Here is a 15,985-nt window from a genome sequence, read left to right as displayed (position 1 = left end):
TTACTCCGTTTCGGTTCCGTGGTAGTGCTCGGTGGTCTCGCCGAGGAACTCCAGGCGCTGGCCGTACTCCTCCAGCGTCTTGGCGTAGACCTCGTCGTCGGCGGCGGTGAACCGGGCCAGCGTCGTGTCGATCAGCTCGGCCCCGTACTTGCCGGACAGGTCGGCGAGGGCGTCGCGGACGTACTTCACGTGCCAGCGCTCGTCGAGCATGATCTTCTGGATGGTCGCCTTCGCCAGCGGATGCGTGCCCGCGTAGCGCTGGTGGCGGCCGTACTGGCCGATCACCCGCTTCTCGAAGACCTGCGTGATCGCCATGACCTCCATGACGTTGGCCGGCATGCCGACCGCCTCCAGATACTGGTCCTGGTAGGCGCGGTTCTGAGGGACCGGCGTCAGGTCCATGTCGTCCAGGCACTTCGTCCAGTAGTTGGCGTGGTTGGCCTCGTCGGTGAAGTGGTGCGTGACGTCGACCAGCAGCGGCCCGCGTACGGTCCGCGCCACCCGCCCGAAGAACAGCGCCCCGTTGATCTCCGAGGCCCGGTAGTAGCTGAGCAGCCAGCGCTCGTTCTCGCTCACGGCCTGCTTGTTCACAGCGCGCCCTCCAGCTGACGGGTCACCGGCTGCCTGCCCCACCGCGACGCGACCAGGTGGTCGCAGACGGCGTCGGCCAGCGCCAGCGGATCGGGCGCCGCGTAGCCCGGCCAGGCCGCGCGCAGCGCCTCGTTGCGGAACGTCTTGTGCAGGTAGAGCTGCGTGCCGAACGGGGCGACCGAGGCCACCGCCTGCTCGATCGGGCCGCCCTTGAGCCGCCGGGCGATGTCCACCATGTCGTCGAAGCTCTGCCGGTCGCAGTAGATCGGGCGCATGAGGTTGCGCCGCCGGAAGTTGTCGTCGCGCTCGTACACGTCGAACGTCAGGTCGATGAGCTGCCCCAGGGTCAGCGTCTGCGCCGGGTCCGGGGTGACGTGGTAGATCCCGGCCGGGACCTCGGGCCGGACCAGGTGCGCGACGGCCGCGCTGGTGAACGCCGCGGTGCCCAGTGCCAGCGGGGTCGACGGCTCGCCCGGCATCAGCGACAGCAGGCCGTAGTAGAACAGCTTGAGCGTGTTGTGGAAGGCGTTGTACTGCACCACCGTGCCGCCGTCGTCCTCGGCGATGACGGTCGGCAGCCGCAGCACCGACAGCGGCAGCCCGCTGTCGAACAGGTGCTGCTCGGCCCGCCACTTGGACCACTCGTAGAAGTTGACGAACCCGGCGTCCTCGTGGCGGCGCTCGGGCACGTCGCCGGTGTGCCGGCCCGCGGTGTACAGCGTGGACAGCAGCGTGAAGCGGCGCAGGTCCGGGCAGCGCCGGGCGAACCGGGCCAGCCGTACGGTGCCGTCCACGTTGACCCGCTGCGCGGTCTCCCGGTCGACGCTGAACCGGGTGACGGCCGCGGCGTGCACGATCGCGGTCACCCGGCGCGGATCGACGTCGGCGAGCGCGTCGTCGCGGGTCAGGTCCGCCCCCACGACGGTGACCCGGCCGTGTCCGGCCGCGCCCAGCTCGGCGTCGAGCCGGTCGCGCTTGGCGGCCAGCTCGGCGGCGTCGGCGGCGCGCACCGCGAGCACGAACTCGTCGCCGGTCGTCTCCAGCAGCGCCGACACGGCACGGCGGCCCAGGTAGCCGTCGGCTCCGGTGATCAGGATGCCCATGCGTGTGCCCCCTCGCTCACAACTGCACCTCGCGGGCCACCGTGCGGGTGGCCACGGTCACCGCCGCCTGGGCGGGCGACGGCCAGTCGGACGGGTCGAGCCCGTGCCGGTCCGTGATCGCCCACAGCCAGCGCTCGATTCCGAAGGCCAGGCAGGCGGTGTTCACCGGCCGCCCGGCCCGGCGCAGCCCGAACGCCGCGCCGAAGTGGTCGTGGTGCAGGTTCACCGACGCGATGGCCAGGTCGCCGCCGTAGGTGGCCTCGTGCTTGCTCGGCTGCAGCCGCTGCATCAGGTACTGCGGGTTGTCGCGCGGCCGGAAGAACGGGTCGGTCGCCGTCGGCCACGCCACCGGCAGGTCCAGCAGCCCGAGGAACTCGTCCACCACCGCGCGGGCCTGCGCCAGGAACGCCTCGGTCTCGTCGTGGGTGCCCAGGCACACGATCTCGCGCATGCTGAACGCCCACTGGCGGCGCAGCGGCTCGTAGCGCTCCTCGTGGCGGTAGCAGGTGTTGCGGGTGGTCAGGTACACCGGCGCGGAGAAGCTGCTGCCCTCGTGCGCGTGGTAGAGGTGGTAGCAGGCGGCCGGGGTGAGCACCGAGGTCACCGGGGCCAGCGGGGTGAGGTCCACCGCACCGGACTCGGTGACCGGCTCCCCGGCCAGGAACTCGTCCAGGTGGGCCGGGTCCAGCCGGGCCGGGAACGTCGCCTGGTGCGGAAACGAGTGCAGGTAGTCCAGCCGCTGCAGCCGCTCGGCGGGCAGCGCGGACGGGTGGCGCTCGTCGGCCGCCTCCCAGACCGAGGCGAGGGTACGGAACGCGCGGTCGCACTCCTCGGCCAGCCGCAGCAGGGGGCCGCTGAGCCCGGCCTGCCCGGTCTCGTACCAGCGCAGCCCGATCGAGGACAGCCCCGCGGACACGGTGACGGTCACGACGCCGCCCGCGCCGGGCCGAACTTCGCCAGCAGCGTGTCGATGTCGCGGAAGTCGCCCGCGCCCAGGTCCTCCACGTCGATCGGCTCGCCGCGCAACCGCTCCAGGAGCAGCAGCAGCTCCGGCACGTGCAGCGAGCGCAGGTAGCGGCGCTCGAACAGCGGAGTGGTGTCGGTCAGCGCGGCCGGGTCCAGGTCCCGGGCCTTGCCGAGGATCCACTCCCGCAGCGCCTGGCGGATCTCGGGCTCAGAATGCATCGACAGGCTCCTTGACCAGGATTCCGGTGGAGGTGAGGTAGCCGAGCAGCTTGGTGGAGGTGCGCCTGCGGTGCTCGCGCTGCGCGGGCGCGGCCCACGCCTGCTCGGCCAGGTCGTACGGGTCGGCCAGCCCGGCGTCGGCGTACACGGCGGGGTTGTAGTACTCGCGCCAGCTGGTGACGAGGAACTGGGTGAGGTGCTCGCGCACGTCCTCGATCAGCTCGTCGTCCCAGGCGGGGGCGCAGGCCTGCCACATCGCCTCGACGAGGCGGCGCCCGAAGATCAGGTGCCGGGCCTCCTCGAAGTGGTGGTTGTTGTTGATGAAGCGGGCGACCGGGTGCAGGCGCTCGTCGCGGCCCTGCCACCAGTTGTAGCGGTCGACGATCTCCTCGAAGACCATGACCCGGGCGAAGAACAGGAAGTCCTCCACGTCGCGCGGCCGCTTCACCTCGAACGACACCTGCTTGGTCGGGTAGACCCGGGCGTAGCGGGTGCAGAAGCCGCCGAAGAAGATGCTGTGCTTGTTCTCCTCGTCGAGGAAGTGGTGCAGGTAGTCGGCCACGTCGGCGAGGTCGCGCCGGTAGAGCCGGGCGGCCAGCCCCTGCATGAGGCCCTTCTCGCCGTGGATGTTGAGGCTGTAGAAGTTGGCCGCCTCGTGGAACGCCAGCCGGCAGCGCGCCCGCTCGTCCAGGGTGTCCCAGACCGGCGTGCCGTACAGGCTGAGCAGCTCCGGCGAGCTGAACCACTCGGTCTCCGGGTCCACCGACTCCGGCCAGTCCACGGCGGTGTACGGGTTCTGGTACGAGCGCTGCGACAGCCGGCTCAGCCGGTCCGAGGTCTCCTTCAGCGACGCGATGGCATCGCGCAGCCGGGCGGCGGCGGTGACGGTCACACGGCCTCCAGGATCAGGCTCTGCCAGTTCAGGCCGAAGCCCGCCATCATCAGCACCACCCGCTGGCCGGGCCGGAGCTGGCCGGACGCGATCAGCTGCGCCAGGTTGACGATGTTGTCCGCCGAGATGATGTGCCCCGCGTCGGGCATGGACGGGAACCACACCCGGTCGAGCGGCACGCCGAGCAGCCGGGCGAGGATCTGCCATGCCTTGTCGTTGGTGTTCTGGGTGACCACCCAGTCCACGTCGGCGACGGTGAGCCCGGCCCGGTCCAGCGACTCCCGGAACAGCCGGTGGGTGAAGGAGAAGTAGGAGCCGACGGTCTCGTCGTCGGTGGCCTGGCCCAGCGCGCCGTTGGTGATCTGGTGCGCGCTCACCAGCCGGAAGCCCTCCGGCTCGCGGCCGACCAGGCAGGCCGCGCCGCCGTCGGAGATCAGGTTGTACGCCTGCTCGTAGATCGCGCCGTCCGGGAAGCGGTCGGCGGTCACGCACAGCACCTTGCGCCAGCTCGGCTCGGCGGCCAGCAGCGCGCCGGCCAGCCGCACCGAGCCGGGCATCGCCGTGCACGCCTGCTGGTTCAGGCCCAGCACCACCGCGTCGGTGAGGCCGAAGTCGGCCTGCAGGCGGCTGGCCGGGAAGTCCATCAGGTGCTTCACGTCGCGGGTGCGGGCGAACTCGCCCGGGTCGCCGATGTTGCCGTTGAGCGGCAGGCAGGTGGCGTAGACGATCGCGTCGATCCCGGTCAGCCGGCCGCTCTCGGCGAGCTGCGCGGTGACCGCCTCGGCGAGGCCGTACGCCGACTCTCCGGGCTCGCACAGGTGGTGCCACGCGAATCCGGCCGACTCCAGGTCCTCGGCCGACGACAGCAGCCGCCCGGCCGCCTCGGACTCGGTGACGTGTGTCTTGCGGGAGCCGAGCGCGTACACGAAGTCGCTCACGTACACGTTGGACATGCGCCATCCCCTCGCGGTCGCCCCAGCCTGCTTGCCCGTCCTCGGGCGGGGTCCATGAAACCGCAGCGTGCAAGCCGAACGGAACGTCACCGCAGCAACCTGCCAGCGCAGGTGCCGGAGGCGGGCGGGGTGTGACCACAAGCTGCCAAGCCGCCGTCCCGAAGTACGGACGCCTGTCGCCGATGCGACGGAGATCGACATCGGCGCAGGTGACATTGTTCTCAGCCGGTGGGAAGGCTGCCCTCAATGCGCAGGTCAGCGTCGGTAATGCGCCGGTCTGACCCTAATCCGCGCCATCGTTCTTCCTGCTGACACCTTTCCGTGATTGCAGGACCGTCCACATTGGCCTACGCTCGCGATCTTGGATGGACATACACCAGGCCGAGGCCGGGTCCAGGTGTTCGTCCGCCACGAGCACGCGGGCGCGAACATCGGCCGGAAACATACTGATCGTAGTTTGTGGATGGATACGGGCGTGGAGGGGCGCACCGCGAAACATCCGAGCGCGACATGTTCCTGCCAGCATTCCGAAACTCGGGGGGAGTTTTGATGAAGGCATCACAGAGCGGCCTGCCGCACCGGGGGTTCCACGAGCCCCGGGCAGGTCACGCCCGGTCACGACCGTTCGAGCCGGCGCCGGACCACCACGACGAGGTGGAGACGGTCCTGTCGCAGGCCCAGGAGCTGATCGAGCGGGCCATGTCGCGGCGGCGCGGCAACGGCCACCACATCCGCCACCTGCCCGGTGACGACGCGGTGTTCCACGCGGTCGCGGGCGAGGCGATCATGCGGGCGCGGCGGGAGGTGCTGTGCGTGCTGTCGGCCGGGGACATCGCCGACGACCGCCGCAACCACACCGTCGACCTGCTCCGGCACGCCGACCGGCGGGGCGTGCGGATCAGGGCGCTGGTGCCCGCAGCCGCCACCGGCCCGCTGGTCGCGGCCGACCGGGCGCTGTACGAGCACCCGGGCTTCCGTTCCTGGGACTTCCAGGGCCAGAACCTCGTCATCACCGACGGCCGTGAGGCGATCCTGCGCAACACCGCCGAGGACCACGCCGCCGCGCAGACGGTGCTGCTGTCCGCCCAGCCGCTGGTGCACTTCCTGCGCAGCGTCTTCGAGGTGAGCTGGGGCGCGGGCACTCCCCTGGCGGAGATCGTCCGGCTCAGCGACAAGCTGCGCGAGGAGACGGCGCAGTCGGTCCTGACCTACCTCGGCGCGGGCGCGAAGGACGAGGTGGCCGCGCGCCGCCTCGGCATGTCCGTGCGCACCTACCGGCGGCACGTGGCGGACATGATGCGCGACGTGAGCGCGACCTCCCGCTTCCAGGCCGGTGTGCGCGCCGCCGAGCTCGGCCTGGTCAGCCGCGTCGGCGGCGCGACGGCGACGGCGATCGACGACGACGGCCCGGCAGAGGGCGATCCCGAATGACACGGCGGCTCCTGGGTTGTGGCCACGACCCGGGAGCCGCCGTGCACCCGATGTCTCAGCCCTCCTCGCGGGTCGCGCGGTCGAGGCGGCGGCGCCAGTCCTCGTGGTCGCGCTGCACCGAGGCCACCGCCTGCACCGCCCCGTAGACCAGGCCGACAGCCATCAGGTAGCCGCCCAGCACGTACAGGGGCACGGTGAGGTCGCCGTCGCGGGTGACGTACGAAACTGCGGCGACCAGCAGGAAGCCGACCATCCCGTAGCTCAGCGCACGGTTTCCGTAGTGCTCGGTGTCGGCGGGGTGGCGCACGGGTTCTCCTTCAGCAGACTGCGCGCAGCGTAGGCCACCCGCGCCGGGTCCGCCGCCCCGGTCAGGGCACGAAGGAGAGGAAGAGGAAGACGCCGAACAGGGTCAGGTGCACCATGCCCTGCATCAGGGTGGCCCGGCCGGGCGCGACGGTCAGCACGGTGACGATCAGGGTGATCGCCAGCAGCACCATGTCCTTCGGGCTGAGCCCGAGGATCAGCGTGTTCGGCAGCCAGATCGAGGCGACCGCGAGCGACGGGATGGTCAGGCCGATGCTGGCCAGCGCCGAGCCCAGGGCCAGGTTGAAGCTGGTCTGCACCCGGTTGCGGGAGGCCGCCCGCACCGCCGCGGCCGTCTCCGGCAGCAGCACCAGCAACGCGATCGCGACACCGACCACGGCGTGCGGGGCGCCCACGGCCACCACGGCCTTCTCGATCGCCGGAGCCTCGATCTTGGCCAGGCCCACCACGACGACCAGGCAGACCAGCAGCAGGACGAGGCTGAGCACCGCCGCCTTGCGGGTGGGCGGGTCGGCGTGGTGGTCCTCGCCGGTGTCCACCGGCAGGAAGTAGTCGCGGTGCCGGACGGTCTGCACGAACACGAACGACGCGTACAGCACGAGCGAGGCGACGCCGGCGAAGGCGAGCTGCGGCCCGGAGTACGTGGGGCCGGGGGCGCTGATGGTGAACGACGGCAGCACCAGGGCCAGGGTCGCCACCGCGCTCAGCGTGGCCAGCGCGGCGGTCACGCCCTCGACGTGGAACTCGACCTCCCGATGTCGCAGCGCGCCGACGAGCAGACATAGTCCCACCACGCCGTTGCACACGATCATGAAGGCGGCGAACACGGTGTCCCGGGCCAGCGGTGACGGTCCCGACCCGGCCGAGGTCATCAGCATGATGATCAGGCCGACCTCGATGACGGTGACCGCGATCGCGAGGATCAGCGTGCCGAACGGCTCGCCGACCCGGTGCGCGACGATCTCGGCGTGGTGCACCGCGACCACGACCGCTGCGATCAGCGCGGCGGCGACCAGGACGATGGCCGGGTTGGACAGCGGCCGTCCCCAGGCGAGCACGAGCACGATCGCGGTCAGCGGCGGGATCGCCGCCCACCACGACAGAGCACGCGCGGTCTTGAGCATGTACCGAGGCTACGGCGGACAAACCGCTTCTACCTGCATAATCCTCGCATCAGGGCGGCCCGTCGTGCCCGTACCGCCGGACGGCACTAGATTCTGCGGGTGCTCTCACGTTCCCGCGCCGCAGTGCCGCGGCGGCTGGCCGCGCTGACCGCCGTGTTCGGGCTCGCCGCCTGCGGCAGCGCCACCCCCGAGGCCGCACCGGCCACGCCCGTGTTCGTGCCCGGCTCGGCCACGCCCGGCCCGTCCGCCGTGGCGAGCCCGAGCCCGAGCGCGGCCGCCTCCGCTTCGCCCGCCGCGGCGTGCGGGGTGTTCCCGGCCGACAGCGTGTGGCGGGCCGACGTGTCGAAGCTGCCCGTGCACCGCTCGTCGGCGGCGTACGTGAACAGCATCGGCGCCGACGCGCACATGCACCCCGACTTCGGCTCGGGCACCTGGGAGGGCGCGCCCATCGGCATCCCGGTGACCGCCGTCAAGCCTGGGCAGACGACCGTCAAGGTGAGCTTCGAGTACGCGTCCGAGAGCGACAAGGGCCCCTACCCCGTGCCCGCCGACGCCAAGGTCGAGGGCGGGCGCGGCAGCGACGGCGACCGCCACGTCATCCTGTACGACGCCGCCGCGTGCAAGGTGTACGAGCTGTACGCCGCGTACCCGTCCGGGTCCGGCTGGCGCGCCGGGTCGGGCGCGATCTTCGACCTGCGCTCGCACAGACTACGGCCGGCGGGCTGGACCTCGGCGGACGCGGCCGGGCTGTCCGTCTTCGCCGGGCTGGCCCGCTACGAGGAGGTCGCCACCGGGCGGATCACCCACGCGCTGCGCATCACCGTGCCGCGCTCGCGCGACTCCTACGTCTGGCCCGCCCGGCACGCCGCGTCCAGCTCGTCCGACGCGAACCTGCCGCCGATGGGACTGCGCCTGCGCCTCAAAGCGAGCGTGAACACGTCCAAGCTGCCCAAGCAGGCCCGCGTCATCGCCGAGGCGATGAAGACCTACGGCGTCATCGTCGCCGACAACGGCTCCCCGTGGTACCTGTCCGGCGCACCCGACGAGCGCTGGTCCAACGACGCGCTGCGGGCGCTGAAGAACCTCCAGGGCTCCGACTTCGAAGCGGTGGACGTGTCCGGGCTGATGGTGTCGAAGAACTCCGGCGCGGTCCGGCCGGGCTGACCGCGGCTACAGCATCGTGGTGGTCACCGTGGCCGGCAGGCCGAGGAACCGGCCGTGGTGGTCGGCGGCGGCCTGCACGGCAGCGGCCTGCCCGGCGTCGAGCGGCGCGTAGAGCAGCACCTCGATCGCGACCTCGCGGCGGCCGACGGTCCGCTTCCAGTGGCCCGCGAGCTGGCTGCCGATGATGAGCACGCCGTTGAAGACGGGCCGGTCCCAGCGCTGCCCGCTGCCGAGACCGGCGACGTTCAGCAGGTGCTTGCTCTCCGAATAACCCACGATGTACTCGTCGTACGCCTGCAGCAGGTGCGCGACCGGCGGGTCCGCGTCGGCGGCCGCCGGCGGGGCGCCCGCGAACCAGTAGGTCAGCCCGTCCGCCTCCAGGCTGTCCAGGCTGGCGCGCACCAGGTCCAGACCGCGCCGGATCTCCGCCTGGGTGAGGCTCGACCACCAGCGGAAGTCCTTGACCGTGGCCGGGCCGTGGCTGGTGAAGTAGCGCAGGGTCAGCTCGGCCAGCGCGGCGTCGGCGTCCAGCGCCCGGGACTGCGGCGCCCGCTCGGCCAGCAGCGCGTACGTGTGCTGCCTGCCGCGCATCGCGCCGCTGCAGATCAGGCCGTTCAGTTCGGCGTTCATCAGGATGTACGCCATCCGGAAGCCCTCGGTGCCGATGCCCGCGCCGTCGAACTCGGCGGCCAGCTCCTTGCGCGTCAGCTGCCGTCCGGTGAGCAGCTCCACGAGCATCGCGTCGCAGCGCGACCGCAGCGGCTCGTCGAGGGCGAGCTGCCGGTAGTAGTAGGCGTTGAGCTGGTGCACGCGCGGCCCGGTCACCGCCAGCAGCCAGCCGATGTCCTCCGGCGCGACGAAGTGCCAGGTCGGCCGCAGCACGTGGGTGCGCAGCACGGCGCCCTCGGCGAACGCGCCGTGCACCACGTCCTCCGCCGCCCCGGCGATGCGCTCGCCGACCGACCAGGTGGCGGGCCCGTAGTCCTGCGACTGCACCGCGCCCAGCCGCGCCACCACCCCGGCCGGGGTGCCGTCGCCGGGTGCGCGCAGGCCGAGGTTGTGCATCCGCCACGAGGCGAGCCGCAGAGCGTCCATTGCCGCGATGCTAGCCGTGACCGGTGACACCGGGCAGGATGGCGGGATGGAGCTGGAGCCGTTCCTGCGTACGGCGGCCGACCTGATCGCCGTGCCGTCCACCGCCGACCGCCCCGCCGAACTGCACCGCGCGCTCGACCTGGTGCTCGGCGTGGTGGGACCGGGATTCACCGTCGAACGGTTCGAGTCCGGGGGCAAGCCGAGCGCGCTGCTGTACCGGCCCGTCGACGGCCCGCGCCCGGCGTTCCCGGTGATCCTCAACGGTCATCTGGACGTGGTGCCCGGGACGCCCGAGCAGTTCACGGCCCGGCGCGAGGGCGAGCGCCTGTACGGCCGGGGCACCCAGGACATGAAGGTGTCCGCGCTGGTGATGGCGTACGTGTTCGCCGAGCTGGCCCCGGTCCTGCCGTACCCGCTGGCGCTGCAGCTGGTCACCGATGAGGAGGTCGGCGGGCGCAACGGCACCCTGCACCAGCTGGAACAGGGGGTCACCGGGCAGTTCGTGGTCATCGGCGAGCAGAGCGGGCTGGAGATCGTCACCGACTCCAAGGGCATCCTGCAGGCCCGGCTAGCCGCGACCGGCCGGGCCGCGCACAGCGCCTACCCCTGGCAGGGCGACAACGCACTGCTCACGATCATGGAGGCGGTGCGGGCGCTGCACCAGGCCTACCCGCTGCCGCAGACCGAAGCCTGGGCCACGACCGTGAACCTGGCCAGGCTGGACACCCCGAACAGCGCTTTCAACCAGGTCCCGGCGTCGGCCGAGGCGTGGCTGGACATCCGCTTCCCGCCCGGCGAGCCGGGCTTCGACGGGCGTACCGCCGAGCAGATCGCCGCCCACCTGGGCGACATCTGCGGTCCGGGCATCACCGTCACGGTCGAGCACGCCGACGCGCCGCACCACGCCGACCGGGCCCGGCCGGAGGTGGCCGCGCTGCGGCACGCCGCGCAGGCCCAGGGCTTCCCCGCCGGTTTCCTGCGCAAGCACGGCGCCGCCGACGGCCGCTTCTACTCCCAGCGCGGCATCGACGCGGTCATCTTCGGCATCGGCGGCGCGGGCCTGCACGGCCCCGACGAGTACGCCGATCTGACCACGGTCATGCCGTACTACCGCGCGCTGCGCGAGCTGCTGCAGGGTCTGCCCGGACGGCCGTGACGGCACACCGTGGCTCCGGCCGCGAGCTGCTGCGCGATGATAGGGGCGTGACCGACGTACCGATCCGCGACGACATGATCCGGCTGGGCCAGTTCCTCAAGCTGGCGGGGGTGATCGAGACCGGCGGCGAGGCGAAACTGCGCATCGCCGACGGCGACGTGACCGTGAACGGCGAGGTGGAGCTGCGCCGTGGCCGCCAGCTGCACCGCGGCGACACTGTCGTCATCGACACCCACCGCCTCCGCGTCGTCTGAGCCTTCCCCGCCCTCCCCGTCCCTCCGGTGGCGCAACTCCTGGTTCGCGGTCTCGGCAGCCTGGAAGGCGCGTCTCCGTCAGGGGCGCACGCCGGGATCGGCGGTGGCGGCCGGGCCGGGGCGCGTGGTGGCGAGGTGGGTGGCGGCGGCCGCGGCGAGCAGTCCCGCGGCGAGCGCAAGGATGAGCCTCGCCCCGGTCGTGTGGAGCAGGAACGCGCCCGGCAGGCCGGTGGCCGCAGCAGCACCGGCGGCGGTCACCGCCACGGCGACGCCCCAGAACAGCCACGGCCGGGTGGGCCGGACCGGCGGTGCGCCGTGCCAGGTCCGCAGCAGGCGGGATCGCCCGGCGTGCGTCGCCAGCGCGAGCGCGGCGAGCGCCCCGCCCGCGCTGGATGCCAGATCCAGCACGGGCACGGGTTCGGTGATCCGGTCCCAGACGAGGTGGCTCGCCGAAGCCAGCAGGGCCGAGGCCACGCTTACGGCGAGCACGGGACGGACGGCGCCGAGCACGCCGTAGTCGCGTAGCGCCAGTGCAACCGGACGCACCGGCAGGTGCGCCGCTACCAGCGGGGCCGCCGCCCGCACCAGCGCCGCGCACACCAGCGTCACCGGCAGGCAGAACAGGAACAGCCCCGGCCACTGGTGCGACAGCGGGAAGACCGGCAGCCCGGAGCCGTCCAGCGCGTACGCCAGATCCGGCGCGGCCGCCCCGACGGCCAGCGCCACGCCGTCGAACCAGCGGGGCCGCCACAGCTTGAGCGGCAGCGGCAGCGCGGCGTGCGAGGGGAAGGTCAGCGGCACCGCCGCAGGCTATCGATTGCCGCGAGCGGCGTCAGTCCCGTCAGTGCCGAGCAGCGGCGTGAGCACGCCATCGTGGATCGCGACCGGCACGGCCGAGCAGGCGGGTGAACGGGTCGGCATCGGCCGGGACCGGCACCTCCTCCCCGAACACGCCCATCTTCCGCGGCATGTCCCCGAGGTCGTCGGCGAGCGTGTGCAGCTCGGCGACGGCATCCGCGTCGGGGGTGAACTCCTGGCCGGTGGCCACGGCCAGGTCCCACGGATGCAGCACCAGGTCGAGCAGCACCATCCGGCCGATGGTCAGCTGAGGCAGGCCCATGTTCACCGAGACGCCCTCCAGCGCCGACTCCGGCGTCCACGCCGCGACCAGCGCATCGGTCTCGGCGGCGAAGCGGACACGCCAGTCGGTGCCGAGCACGTCCGGGGTGCCCGACCAGTCGGTGGGCTCCTTGCGGGCCAGGCCCTCGAAGTTGTCCACGACCTGGAACAGGTGGTTGATCAGGTCGCCCACGCCGTACTCGGCGCAAGGGGTGGGCGCGCCGAGCTGCTCGTCACGGATCGCGGCGAGCACCGGCGCGGCCCGGTCGGCCGAGGCGCGCAGTAGGTTCGAGATGGTCGTCATACCGTCACGGTAGGCAGCGGTCAGCCAGGGGGTCTTGAAGAAATGCGACAGCCGCGCCGCGACACCCGGGGCATCGTCGACCCTGCCGAGCTGATGCGCCGGGTGCGGTTCCGGCGCCTCGCGCCCGCGGCGGGGCTGGCCGGGCTGGTCGAGCACCACTGGTTCGTGGACTGGGACCTCGACGAGCCGTACGAGCAGCACGTGGTCGGCCATCCGGCGGTGAATCTGGTGGTGATGCGGACCGGGGACGGCGAGCCGGTCACTGCGGAGGTGTCCGGGGTGAGCCGCCACCTGTTCTCGATCAAGCTGGCGGAACGGGGCTGGGTGCGGGGCGTGCAGTTCCGGCCGGGCGCCTTCCGCGCGTTCTCCGGCGCCTCCCCCGCCCCGCTGACCGACCGCAGGGTCCCGCTCGCGCGGGCGCTGCCGTCGCTCGGCACGGTGGCGGCGCTCGACGGTCTGCCGGACGAGCAGGCGGCGGCACTGCTCGACGGGTTGCTGCTGGGCCTGCGGCCGGAGCCTGACGAACAGGTGCGGTCCGCGATGGAGCTGGCGGACCGGGTCCGCCACGATCGGGGCGTACGCCGGGTCGACGACCTCGCCCGTGATGCGGGCCTGTCCACCCGCTCGCTGCAACGGCTGTTCACCGAGTACGTCGGGGTGAGTCCCAAGTGGGTGATCCTGCGCTACCGCGTGCACGAGGCGATCGAACGGGCCGGGGGCGCGGTGGACTGGGCCGTGCTGGCCGCCGAGCTGGGCTACAGCGACCAGGCCCACCTGGTACGCGAGGTGACGGCCGCGATCGGCATGTCCCCGGCGGCGTACGCTGCGGCGATATCCCGTTGAACGGGCGAGGCGGGCCGGGCATGCTCGTCCGGGAACAGCCCCGGAGGACGGAGATCCCGCGTGGAACTGCGGACCGCACGACCCGATGACGCCGCCGACGTGGTCGCGCTGCGCGCCGCCGTGTACCCGTACCTGGTGCGCGGGGTCGACTCGACGCGCCAGATGATCGCCGACCCGCCGGACGGCGGCTGGACCGCGTTCGTCGCGGAGGACGGCGGCCGGGTCGTCGGCTGGGTGTCGGCGTTCCGGAACACGACCACGTCCGAGGACGGCTTCGGCGACATCTCGCTGCTGCACGTGCACCCCGAACACCGGGAGCGCGGCGCCGGGACCGCGCTGTTCGGCGCGGCCCGCGAGCACCTGGCCGGGCTCGGGGTGCGCCGGGTGCGCGCCTGGGCGCAGACGGATTCGCTGGACTTCGCCCGTGCGCGCGGGTTCACGCCGAGCCGCGAGGTCCGCTACTCGGCGCTGGAGGCGCGGCTCGCCCCGCCGGTGCCGGACGCGCCGCCCGGCGTCACCACCGTCCCGCTGTCCGCCCTGGACGCGCGCGCCGTGTACGCCGCAGACGTCGCCGCGAGCGCGGACGAGCCCGGCGACGTACCGAAGGACGCGGTCTCCTTCGAGACCTGGCGCTACGAGGTGTGGGACCACCTAGGCCTGGACCGCGAGGCCAGCACCGCCGCGCTGCACGGCACCGAGATCGCCGCGTTCACGCTGGTCAAGCGCGACGGCTCGCGGATGTGGTCGGACATGACCGCGACCATGCCACAGCACCGGGGGCGGGGCCTGGCGCGGCTGGTCAAGACCGTGGCGCTGCATCGGGCGGCCGAGCGGGGCGTAACGATGGCGTACACGTCCAACGACGAGTCGAACGCGCCGATGCTCGCGGTCAACGCCCGCCTGGGCTACCAGCCGGTCGCCGCGCAGTGGTCCTGCCTGGGCGAGCTGGGCTGACTCAGAGGACCCTCGTCAGCACGAGCGGGCCGGGCTCGTCGGGCACGGCCGCGAAGTCGTAGCGGACCAGGTCGGGGCCGAGCGCGAGCAGGGTGACCGAGCTGGAGCCGTAGCGCAGGTCGTCGCCGAAGGTGCGCCGCAGGATGAGCGCGGCGTCGTCCTCCCGCGCGACGCCCTGCCCGGCGGCGAGCCCGAGCCAGTCGCCCCAGCCGCCGGCCGGGTCGGGGCGTACGCCCGCGCGCAGCGCCGCGAGCAGCCGCGCGGCACGCGGCTCGGCGGGGTCGGCGCCGCTGTTGACGACCACGGTGACGCCCTCGGGCAGGGCCGTCTCGTCCCGCTCAGCGCCGTCCCAGCTCACCATGGACGCGCCGGTCAACCCGGCGGTGACCAGGTAGAACGGGTCGAAGGCGGCGAGGTCCGCCGGCAGCGGCGCACCGGAGGCCGCCAGCAGCGGCAGCTCGCCCCGGGAGCGGCGGCCGTGCTCGGGCGCGAGCTGCCCGCGCCCGTTGAGCACGAACGCGGCACGCCGGGCAGCCGGGTCGACGGCCAGCCAGGTGCCGCCCGCGACCAGGTCGATGCCGCCGAGCAGGCCCGGGTGGCGGGGCCAGTGCGCGCCGGGCGCCTCCCACGGCCGCATCAGCAGCTCGTCGCGTACGGCCAGCGCCAGCAGCGGGACCGGGAATGACGGCTCGAAGCTGACCGCGACGGTGCACATGATCGCCACTGTAGCCGTGCCGCCACCGGGCCGCCGTGCGCGCAGGACTCACCTCGGTCGTATGTGGACGTGAGCCGTCTGGGCGCACGGTCAGCGGACGTGCCGGACCAGCCAGTCCCGGGCCAGCGTCGCGGCCTGCTGCAGGGTGCCCGGCTCCGGGAACAGGTGCGTCGCGCCGGGCACGACCTCGACGGCGTGCTCGCAGGTGAGCTGCGCGGCGGCCTGCCGGTTGAGCTCCAGCACGGTGTGGTCGAGCCCGCCGACGATGAGCAGGGTCGGCGCGCGTACCGCCGCCAGCCGCCCGTCGGCGAGGTCGGGGCGGCCGCCGCGGGACACCACCGCCGCGACGCCGTCGCCCGCGTCGGCGGCGGCCCACAGCGCGGCGGCGGCGCCGGTGCTGGCGCCGAACAGCCCGACGGGCAGGCCCCGCGCCGCCTGCTGCCCACGCACCCAGCTGAGCACCTCGGACAGCCGCCCGGCGAGCAGGCCGATGTCGAAGACGTTGCCGCGGTCGCCCTCCTCGGCCTCGTTGAGCAGGTCGAACAGCAGCGTGCCGAGCCCGGCGTCACGCAGGTAGCGGGCGACGTACTGGTTGCGAGGGCTGTGCCGGCTGCTGCCGCTGCCGTGCACGAACACCACCAGGCCGGCGGCCTGCGGGGGTATCGCGAGATGCGCGCCGAGCGCGGCTCCGGTCACCGGGATGACGACCTCGGCGGCGGTGCCGTTGCCTGCGGACGTCATGTCCTCCACCCCTCCATCCTCCTGCGGCGACGGCGCG

Annotated in this window: 19 protein-coding genes; 6 read left to right on the top strand and 13 right to left on the bottom strand. The window is 72.9% G+C overall.

Features of this window, described 5'->3' with window-relative positions:
- The 6 genes from Cba03nite_RS07670 to Cba03nite_RS07645 are packed head-to-tail and all read right to left on the bottom strand — an operon-like array spanning position 1 to position 4,724.
- Positions 1–576, bottom strand: coding sequence for a ferritin family protein (locus Cba03nite_RS07670; RefSeq protein WP_203743528.1), 576 nt, complete (start codon positions 574–576; stop codon positions 1–3).
- A gap of 11 nt (positions 577–587) precedes the next feature.
- On the bottom strand, positions 588–1,694 hold the full coding sequence (locus Cba03nite_RS07665; RefSeq protein WP_203743526.1) for an SDR family oxidoreductase: 1,107 nt from the start codon (positions 1,692–1,694) through the stop codon (positions 588–590).
- A 16-nt stretch (positions 1,695–1,710) separates the two neighbouring features.
- Entirely contained in the window at positions 1,711–2,622 is a 912-nt protein-coding gene (locus Cba03nite_RS07660) for a class-II aminoacyl-tRNA synthetase family protein (RefSeq protein WP_203743524.1), read from the bottom strand.
- Positions 2,619–2,879, bottom strand: coding sequence for a hypothetical protein (locus tag Cba03nite_RS07655; RefSeq protein ID WP_203743522.1), 261 nt, complete (start codon positions 2,877–2,879; stop codon positions 2,619–2,621). Before Cba03nite_RS07655 ends, Cba03nite_RS07660 begins: the two co-directional genes overlap by 4 nt.
- Entirely contained in the window at positions 2,869–3,771 is a 903-nt protein-coding gene (locus Cba03nite_RS07650; RefSeq protein ID WP_203743520.1) for a diiron oxygenase, read from the bottom strand. Before Cba03nite_RS07650 ends, Cba03nite_RS07655 begins: the two co-directional genes overlap by 11 nt.
- Positions 3,768–4,724, bottom strand: a complete 957-nt coding sequence (locus Cba03nite_RS07645; protein WP_203743518.1) for a 3-oxoacyl-[acyl-carrier-protein] synthase III C-terminal domain-containing protein — start codon at positions 4,722–4,724, stop codon at positions 3,768–3,770. The genes Cba03nite_RS07650 and Cba03nite_RS07645 overlap by 4 nt, the downstream gene beginning before the upstream one ends.
- A gap of 549 nt (positions 4,725–5,273) precedes the next feature.
- Between Cba03nite_RS07645 and Cba03nite_RS07640 the strand changes: the two genes are divergently transcribed.
- The gene (locus Cba03nite_RS07640) at positions 5,274–6,155 is read left to right on the top strand and encodes a hypothetical protein (RefSeq protein WP_203743516.1); all 882 of its coding nucleotides are present in this window, start codon (positions 5,274–5,276) and stop codon (positions 6,153–6,155) included.
- Positions 6,156–6,210: 55 nt separating this feature from the next.
- Here Cba03nite_RS07640 and Cba03nite_RS07635 read toward each other — a convergent pair whose 3' ends face one another.
- Together Cba03nite_RS07635 and Cba03nite_RS07630 are read right to left on the bottom strand one after the other, a co-directional pair.
- The gene (locus Cba03nite_RS07635) at positions 6,211–6,462 is read right to left on the bottom strand and encodes a hypothetical protein (RefSeq protein ID WP_203743514.1); all 252 of its coding nucleotides are present in this window, start codon (positions 6,460–6,462) and stop codon (positions 6,211–6,213) included.
- Positions 6,463–6,523: 61 nt separating this feature from the next.
- Positions 6,524–7,603: a calcium:cation antiporter gene (locus Cba03nite_RS07630; RefSeq protein WP_203743513.1), complete on the bottom strand. Its 1,080-nt coding sequence runs from the start codon at positions 7,601–7,603 to the stop codon at positions 6,524–6,526.
- A 99-nt stretch (positions 7,604–7,702) separates the two neighbouring features.
- On the opposite strand from Cba03nite_RS07630, the gene Cba03nite_RS07625 reads away from it, so the two are divergent.
- A complete protein-coding gene (locus Cba03nite_RS07625) occupies positions 7,703–8,767 on the top strand; it encodes a hypothetical protein (RefSeq protein WP_203743511.1) in 1,065 nt (354 codons plus the stop codon).
- A gap of 6 nt (positions 8,768–8,773) precedes the next feature.
- Here Cba03nite_RS07625 and Cba03nite_RS07620 read toward each other — a convergent pair whose 3' ends face one another.
- Entirely contained in the window at positions 8,774–9,862 is a 1,089-nt protein-coding gene (locus tag Cba03nite_RS07620) for a winged helix DNA-binding domain-containing protein (protein WP_203743509.1), read from the bottom strand.
- 46 nt (positions 9,863–9,908) lie between these two features.
- Between Cba03nite_RS07620 and Cba03nite_RS07615 the strand changes: the two genes are divergently transcribed.
- Together Cba03nite_RS07615 and Cba03nite_RS07610 are read left to right on the top strand one after the other, a co-directional pair.
- The gene (locus Cba03nite_RS07615; protein ID WP_203743507.1) at positions 9,909–11,018 is read left to right on the top strand and encodes a M20 family metallopeptidase; all 1,110 of its coding nucleotides are present in this window, start codon (positions 9,909–9,911) and stop codon (positions 11,016–11,018) included.
- Positions 11,019–11,065: 47 nt separating this feature from the next.
- Entirely contained in the window at positions 11,066–11,272 is a 207-nt protein-coding gene (locus Cba03nite_RS07610; RefSeq protein WP_203743505.1) for an RNA-binding S4 domain-containing protein, read from the top strand.
- A 78-nt stretch (positions 11,273–11,350) separates the two neighbouring features.
- On the opposite strand, the gene Cba03nite_RS07605 is transcribed toward Cba03nite_RS07610, so the two are convergent.
- The gene (locus Cba03nite_RS07605; RefSeq protein ID WP_203743503.1) at positions 11,351–12,073 is read right to left on the bottom strand and encodes a DUF4184 family protein; all 723 of its coding nucleotides are present in this window, start codon (positions 12,071–12,073) and stop codon (positions 11,351–11,353) included.
- A 40-nt stretch (positions 12,074–12,113) separates the two neighbouring features.
- A complete protein-coding gene (locus Cba03nite_RS07600) occupies positions 12,114–12,695 on the bottom strand; it encodes a TIGR03086 family metal-binding protein (RefSeq protein WP_203743501.1) in 582 nt (193 codons plus the stop codon).
- A gap of 42 nt (positions 12,696–12,737) precedes the next feature.
- Between Cba03nite_RS07600 and Cba03nite_RS07595 the strand changes: the two genes are divergently transcribed.
- Together Cba03nite_RS07595 and Cba03nite_RS07590 are read left to right on the top strand one after the other, a co-directional pair.
- The gene (locus Cba03nite_RS07595; RefSeq protein WP_203743499.1) at positions 12,738–13,538 is read left to right on the top strand and encodes a helix-turn-helix domain-containing protein; all 801 of its coding nucleotides are present in this window, start codon (positions 12,738–12,740) and stop codon (positions 13,536–13,538) included.
- A 60-nt stretch (positions 13,539–13,598) separates the two neighbouring features.
- Entirely contained in the window at positions 13,599–14,492 is an 894-nt protein-coding gene (locus Cba03nite_RS07590; RefSeq protein ID WP_203743497.1) for a GNAT family N-acetyltransferase, read from the top strand.
- A 1-nt stretch (position 14,493) separates the two neighbouring features.
- Here the strand turns inward: Cba03nite_RS07590 and Cba03nite_RS07585 are convergent, their stop codons facing one another.
- Both Cba03nite_RS07585 and Cba03nite_RS07580 read right to left on the bottom strand, forming a co-directional pair.
- Positions 14,494–15,207, bottom strand: coding sequence for an NRDE family protein (locus Cba03nite_RS07585; protein ID WP_203743495.1), 714 nt, complete (start codon positions 15,205–15,207; stop codon positions 14,494–14,496).
- Positions 15,208–15,297: 90 nt separating this feature from the next.
- Entirely contained in the window at positions 15,298–15,948 is a 651-nt protein-coding gene (locus tag Cba03nite_RS07580) for a dienelactone hydrolase family protein (RefSeq protein ID WP_203743493.1), read from the bottom strand.
- Positions 15,949–15,985 lie beyond the last annotated feature (37 nt).

Origin of the sequence: Catellatospora bangladeshensis (assembly GCF_016862575.1) — a bacterium.
In the GTDB taxonomy this organism is placed as follows: domain Bacteria; phylum Actinomycetota; class Actinomycetes; order Mycobacteriales; family Micromonosporaceae; genus Catellatospora; species Catellatospora bangladeshensis.
The sequence above is the reverse complement of the archived record's forward strand: the minus strand, read 5'-3'. Positions and strand labels throughout refer to the sequence as shown.

Bases quoted from the DNA above. Each gene is read 5' to 3' on its own strand.
- Cba03nite_RS07600 (WP_203743501.1), bottom strand. From the start codon at position 12,695: ATGACGACCATCTCGAACCTACTGCGCGCCTCGGCCGACCGGGCCGCG.
- Cba03nite_RS07585 (WP_203743495.1), bottom strand. From the start codon at position 15,207: ATGTGCACCGTCGCGGTCAGCTTCGAGCCGTCATTCCCGGTCCCGCTG.
- Cba03nite_RS07595 (WP_203743499.1), top strand. From the start codon at position 12,738: ATGCGACAGCCGCGCCGCGACACCCGGGGCATCGTCGACCCTGCCGAG.
- Cba03nite_RS07580 (WP_203743493.1), bottom strand. From the start codon at position 15,948: ATGACGTCCGCAGGCAACGGCACCGCCGCCGAGGTCGTCATCCCGGTG.
- Cba03nite_RS07645 (WP_203743518.1), bottom strand. From the start codon at position 4,724: ATGTCCAACGTGTACGTGAGCGACTTCGTGTACGCGCTCGGCTCCCGC.
- Cba03nite_RS07630 (WP_203743513.1), bottom strand. From the start codon at position 7,603: ATGCTCAAGACCGCGCGTGCTCTGTCGTGGTGGGCGGCGATCCCGCCG.
- Cba03nite_RS07615 (WP_203743507.1), top strand. From the start codon at position 9,909: ATGGAGCTGGAGCCGTTCCTGCGTACGGCGGCCGACCTGATCGCCGTG.
- Cba03nite_RS07640 (WP_203743516.1), top strand. From the start codon at position 5,274: ATGAAGGCATCACAGAGCGGCCTGCCGCACCGGGGGTTCCACGAGCCC.
- Cba03nite_RS07665 (WP_203743526.1), bottom strand. From the start codon at position 1,694: ATGGGCATCCTGATCACCGGAGCCGACGGCTACCTGGGCCGCCGTGCC.
- Cba03nite_RS07620 (WP_203743509.1), bottom strand. From the start codon at position 9,862: ATGGACGCTCTGCGGCTCGCCTCGTGGCGGATGCACAACCTCGGCCTG.
- Cba03nite_RS07655 (WP_203743522.1), bottom strand. From the start codon at position 2,879: ATGCATTCTGAGCCCGAGATCCGCCAGGCGCTGCGGGAGTGGATCCTC.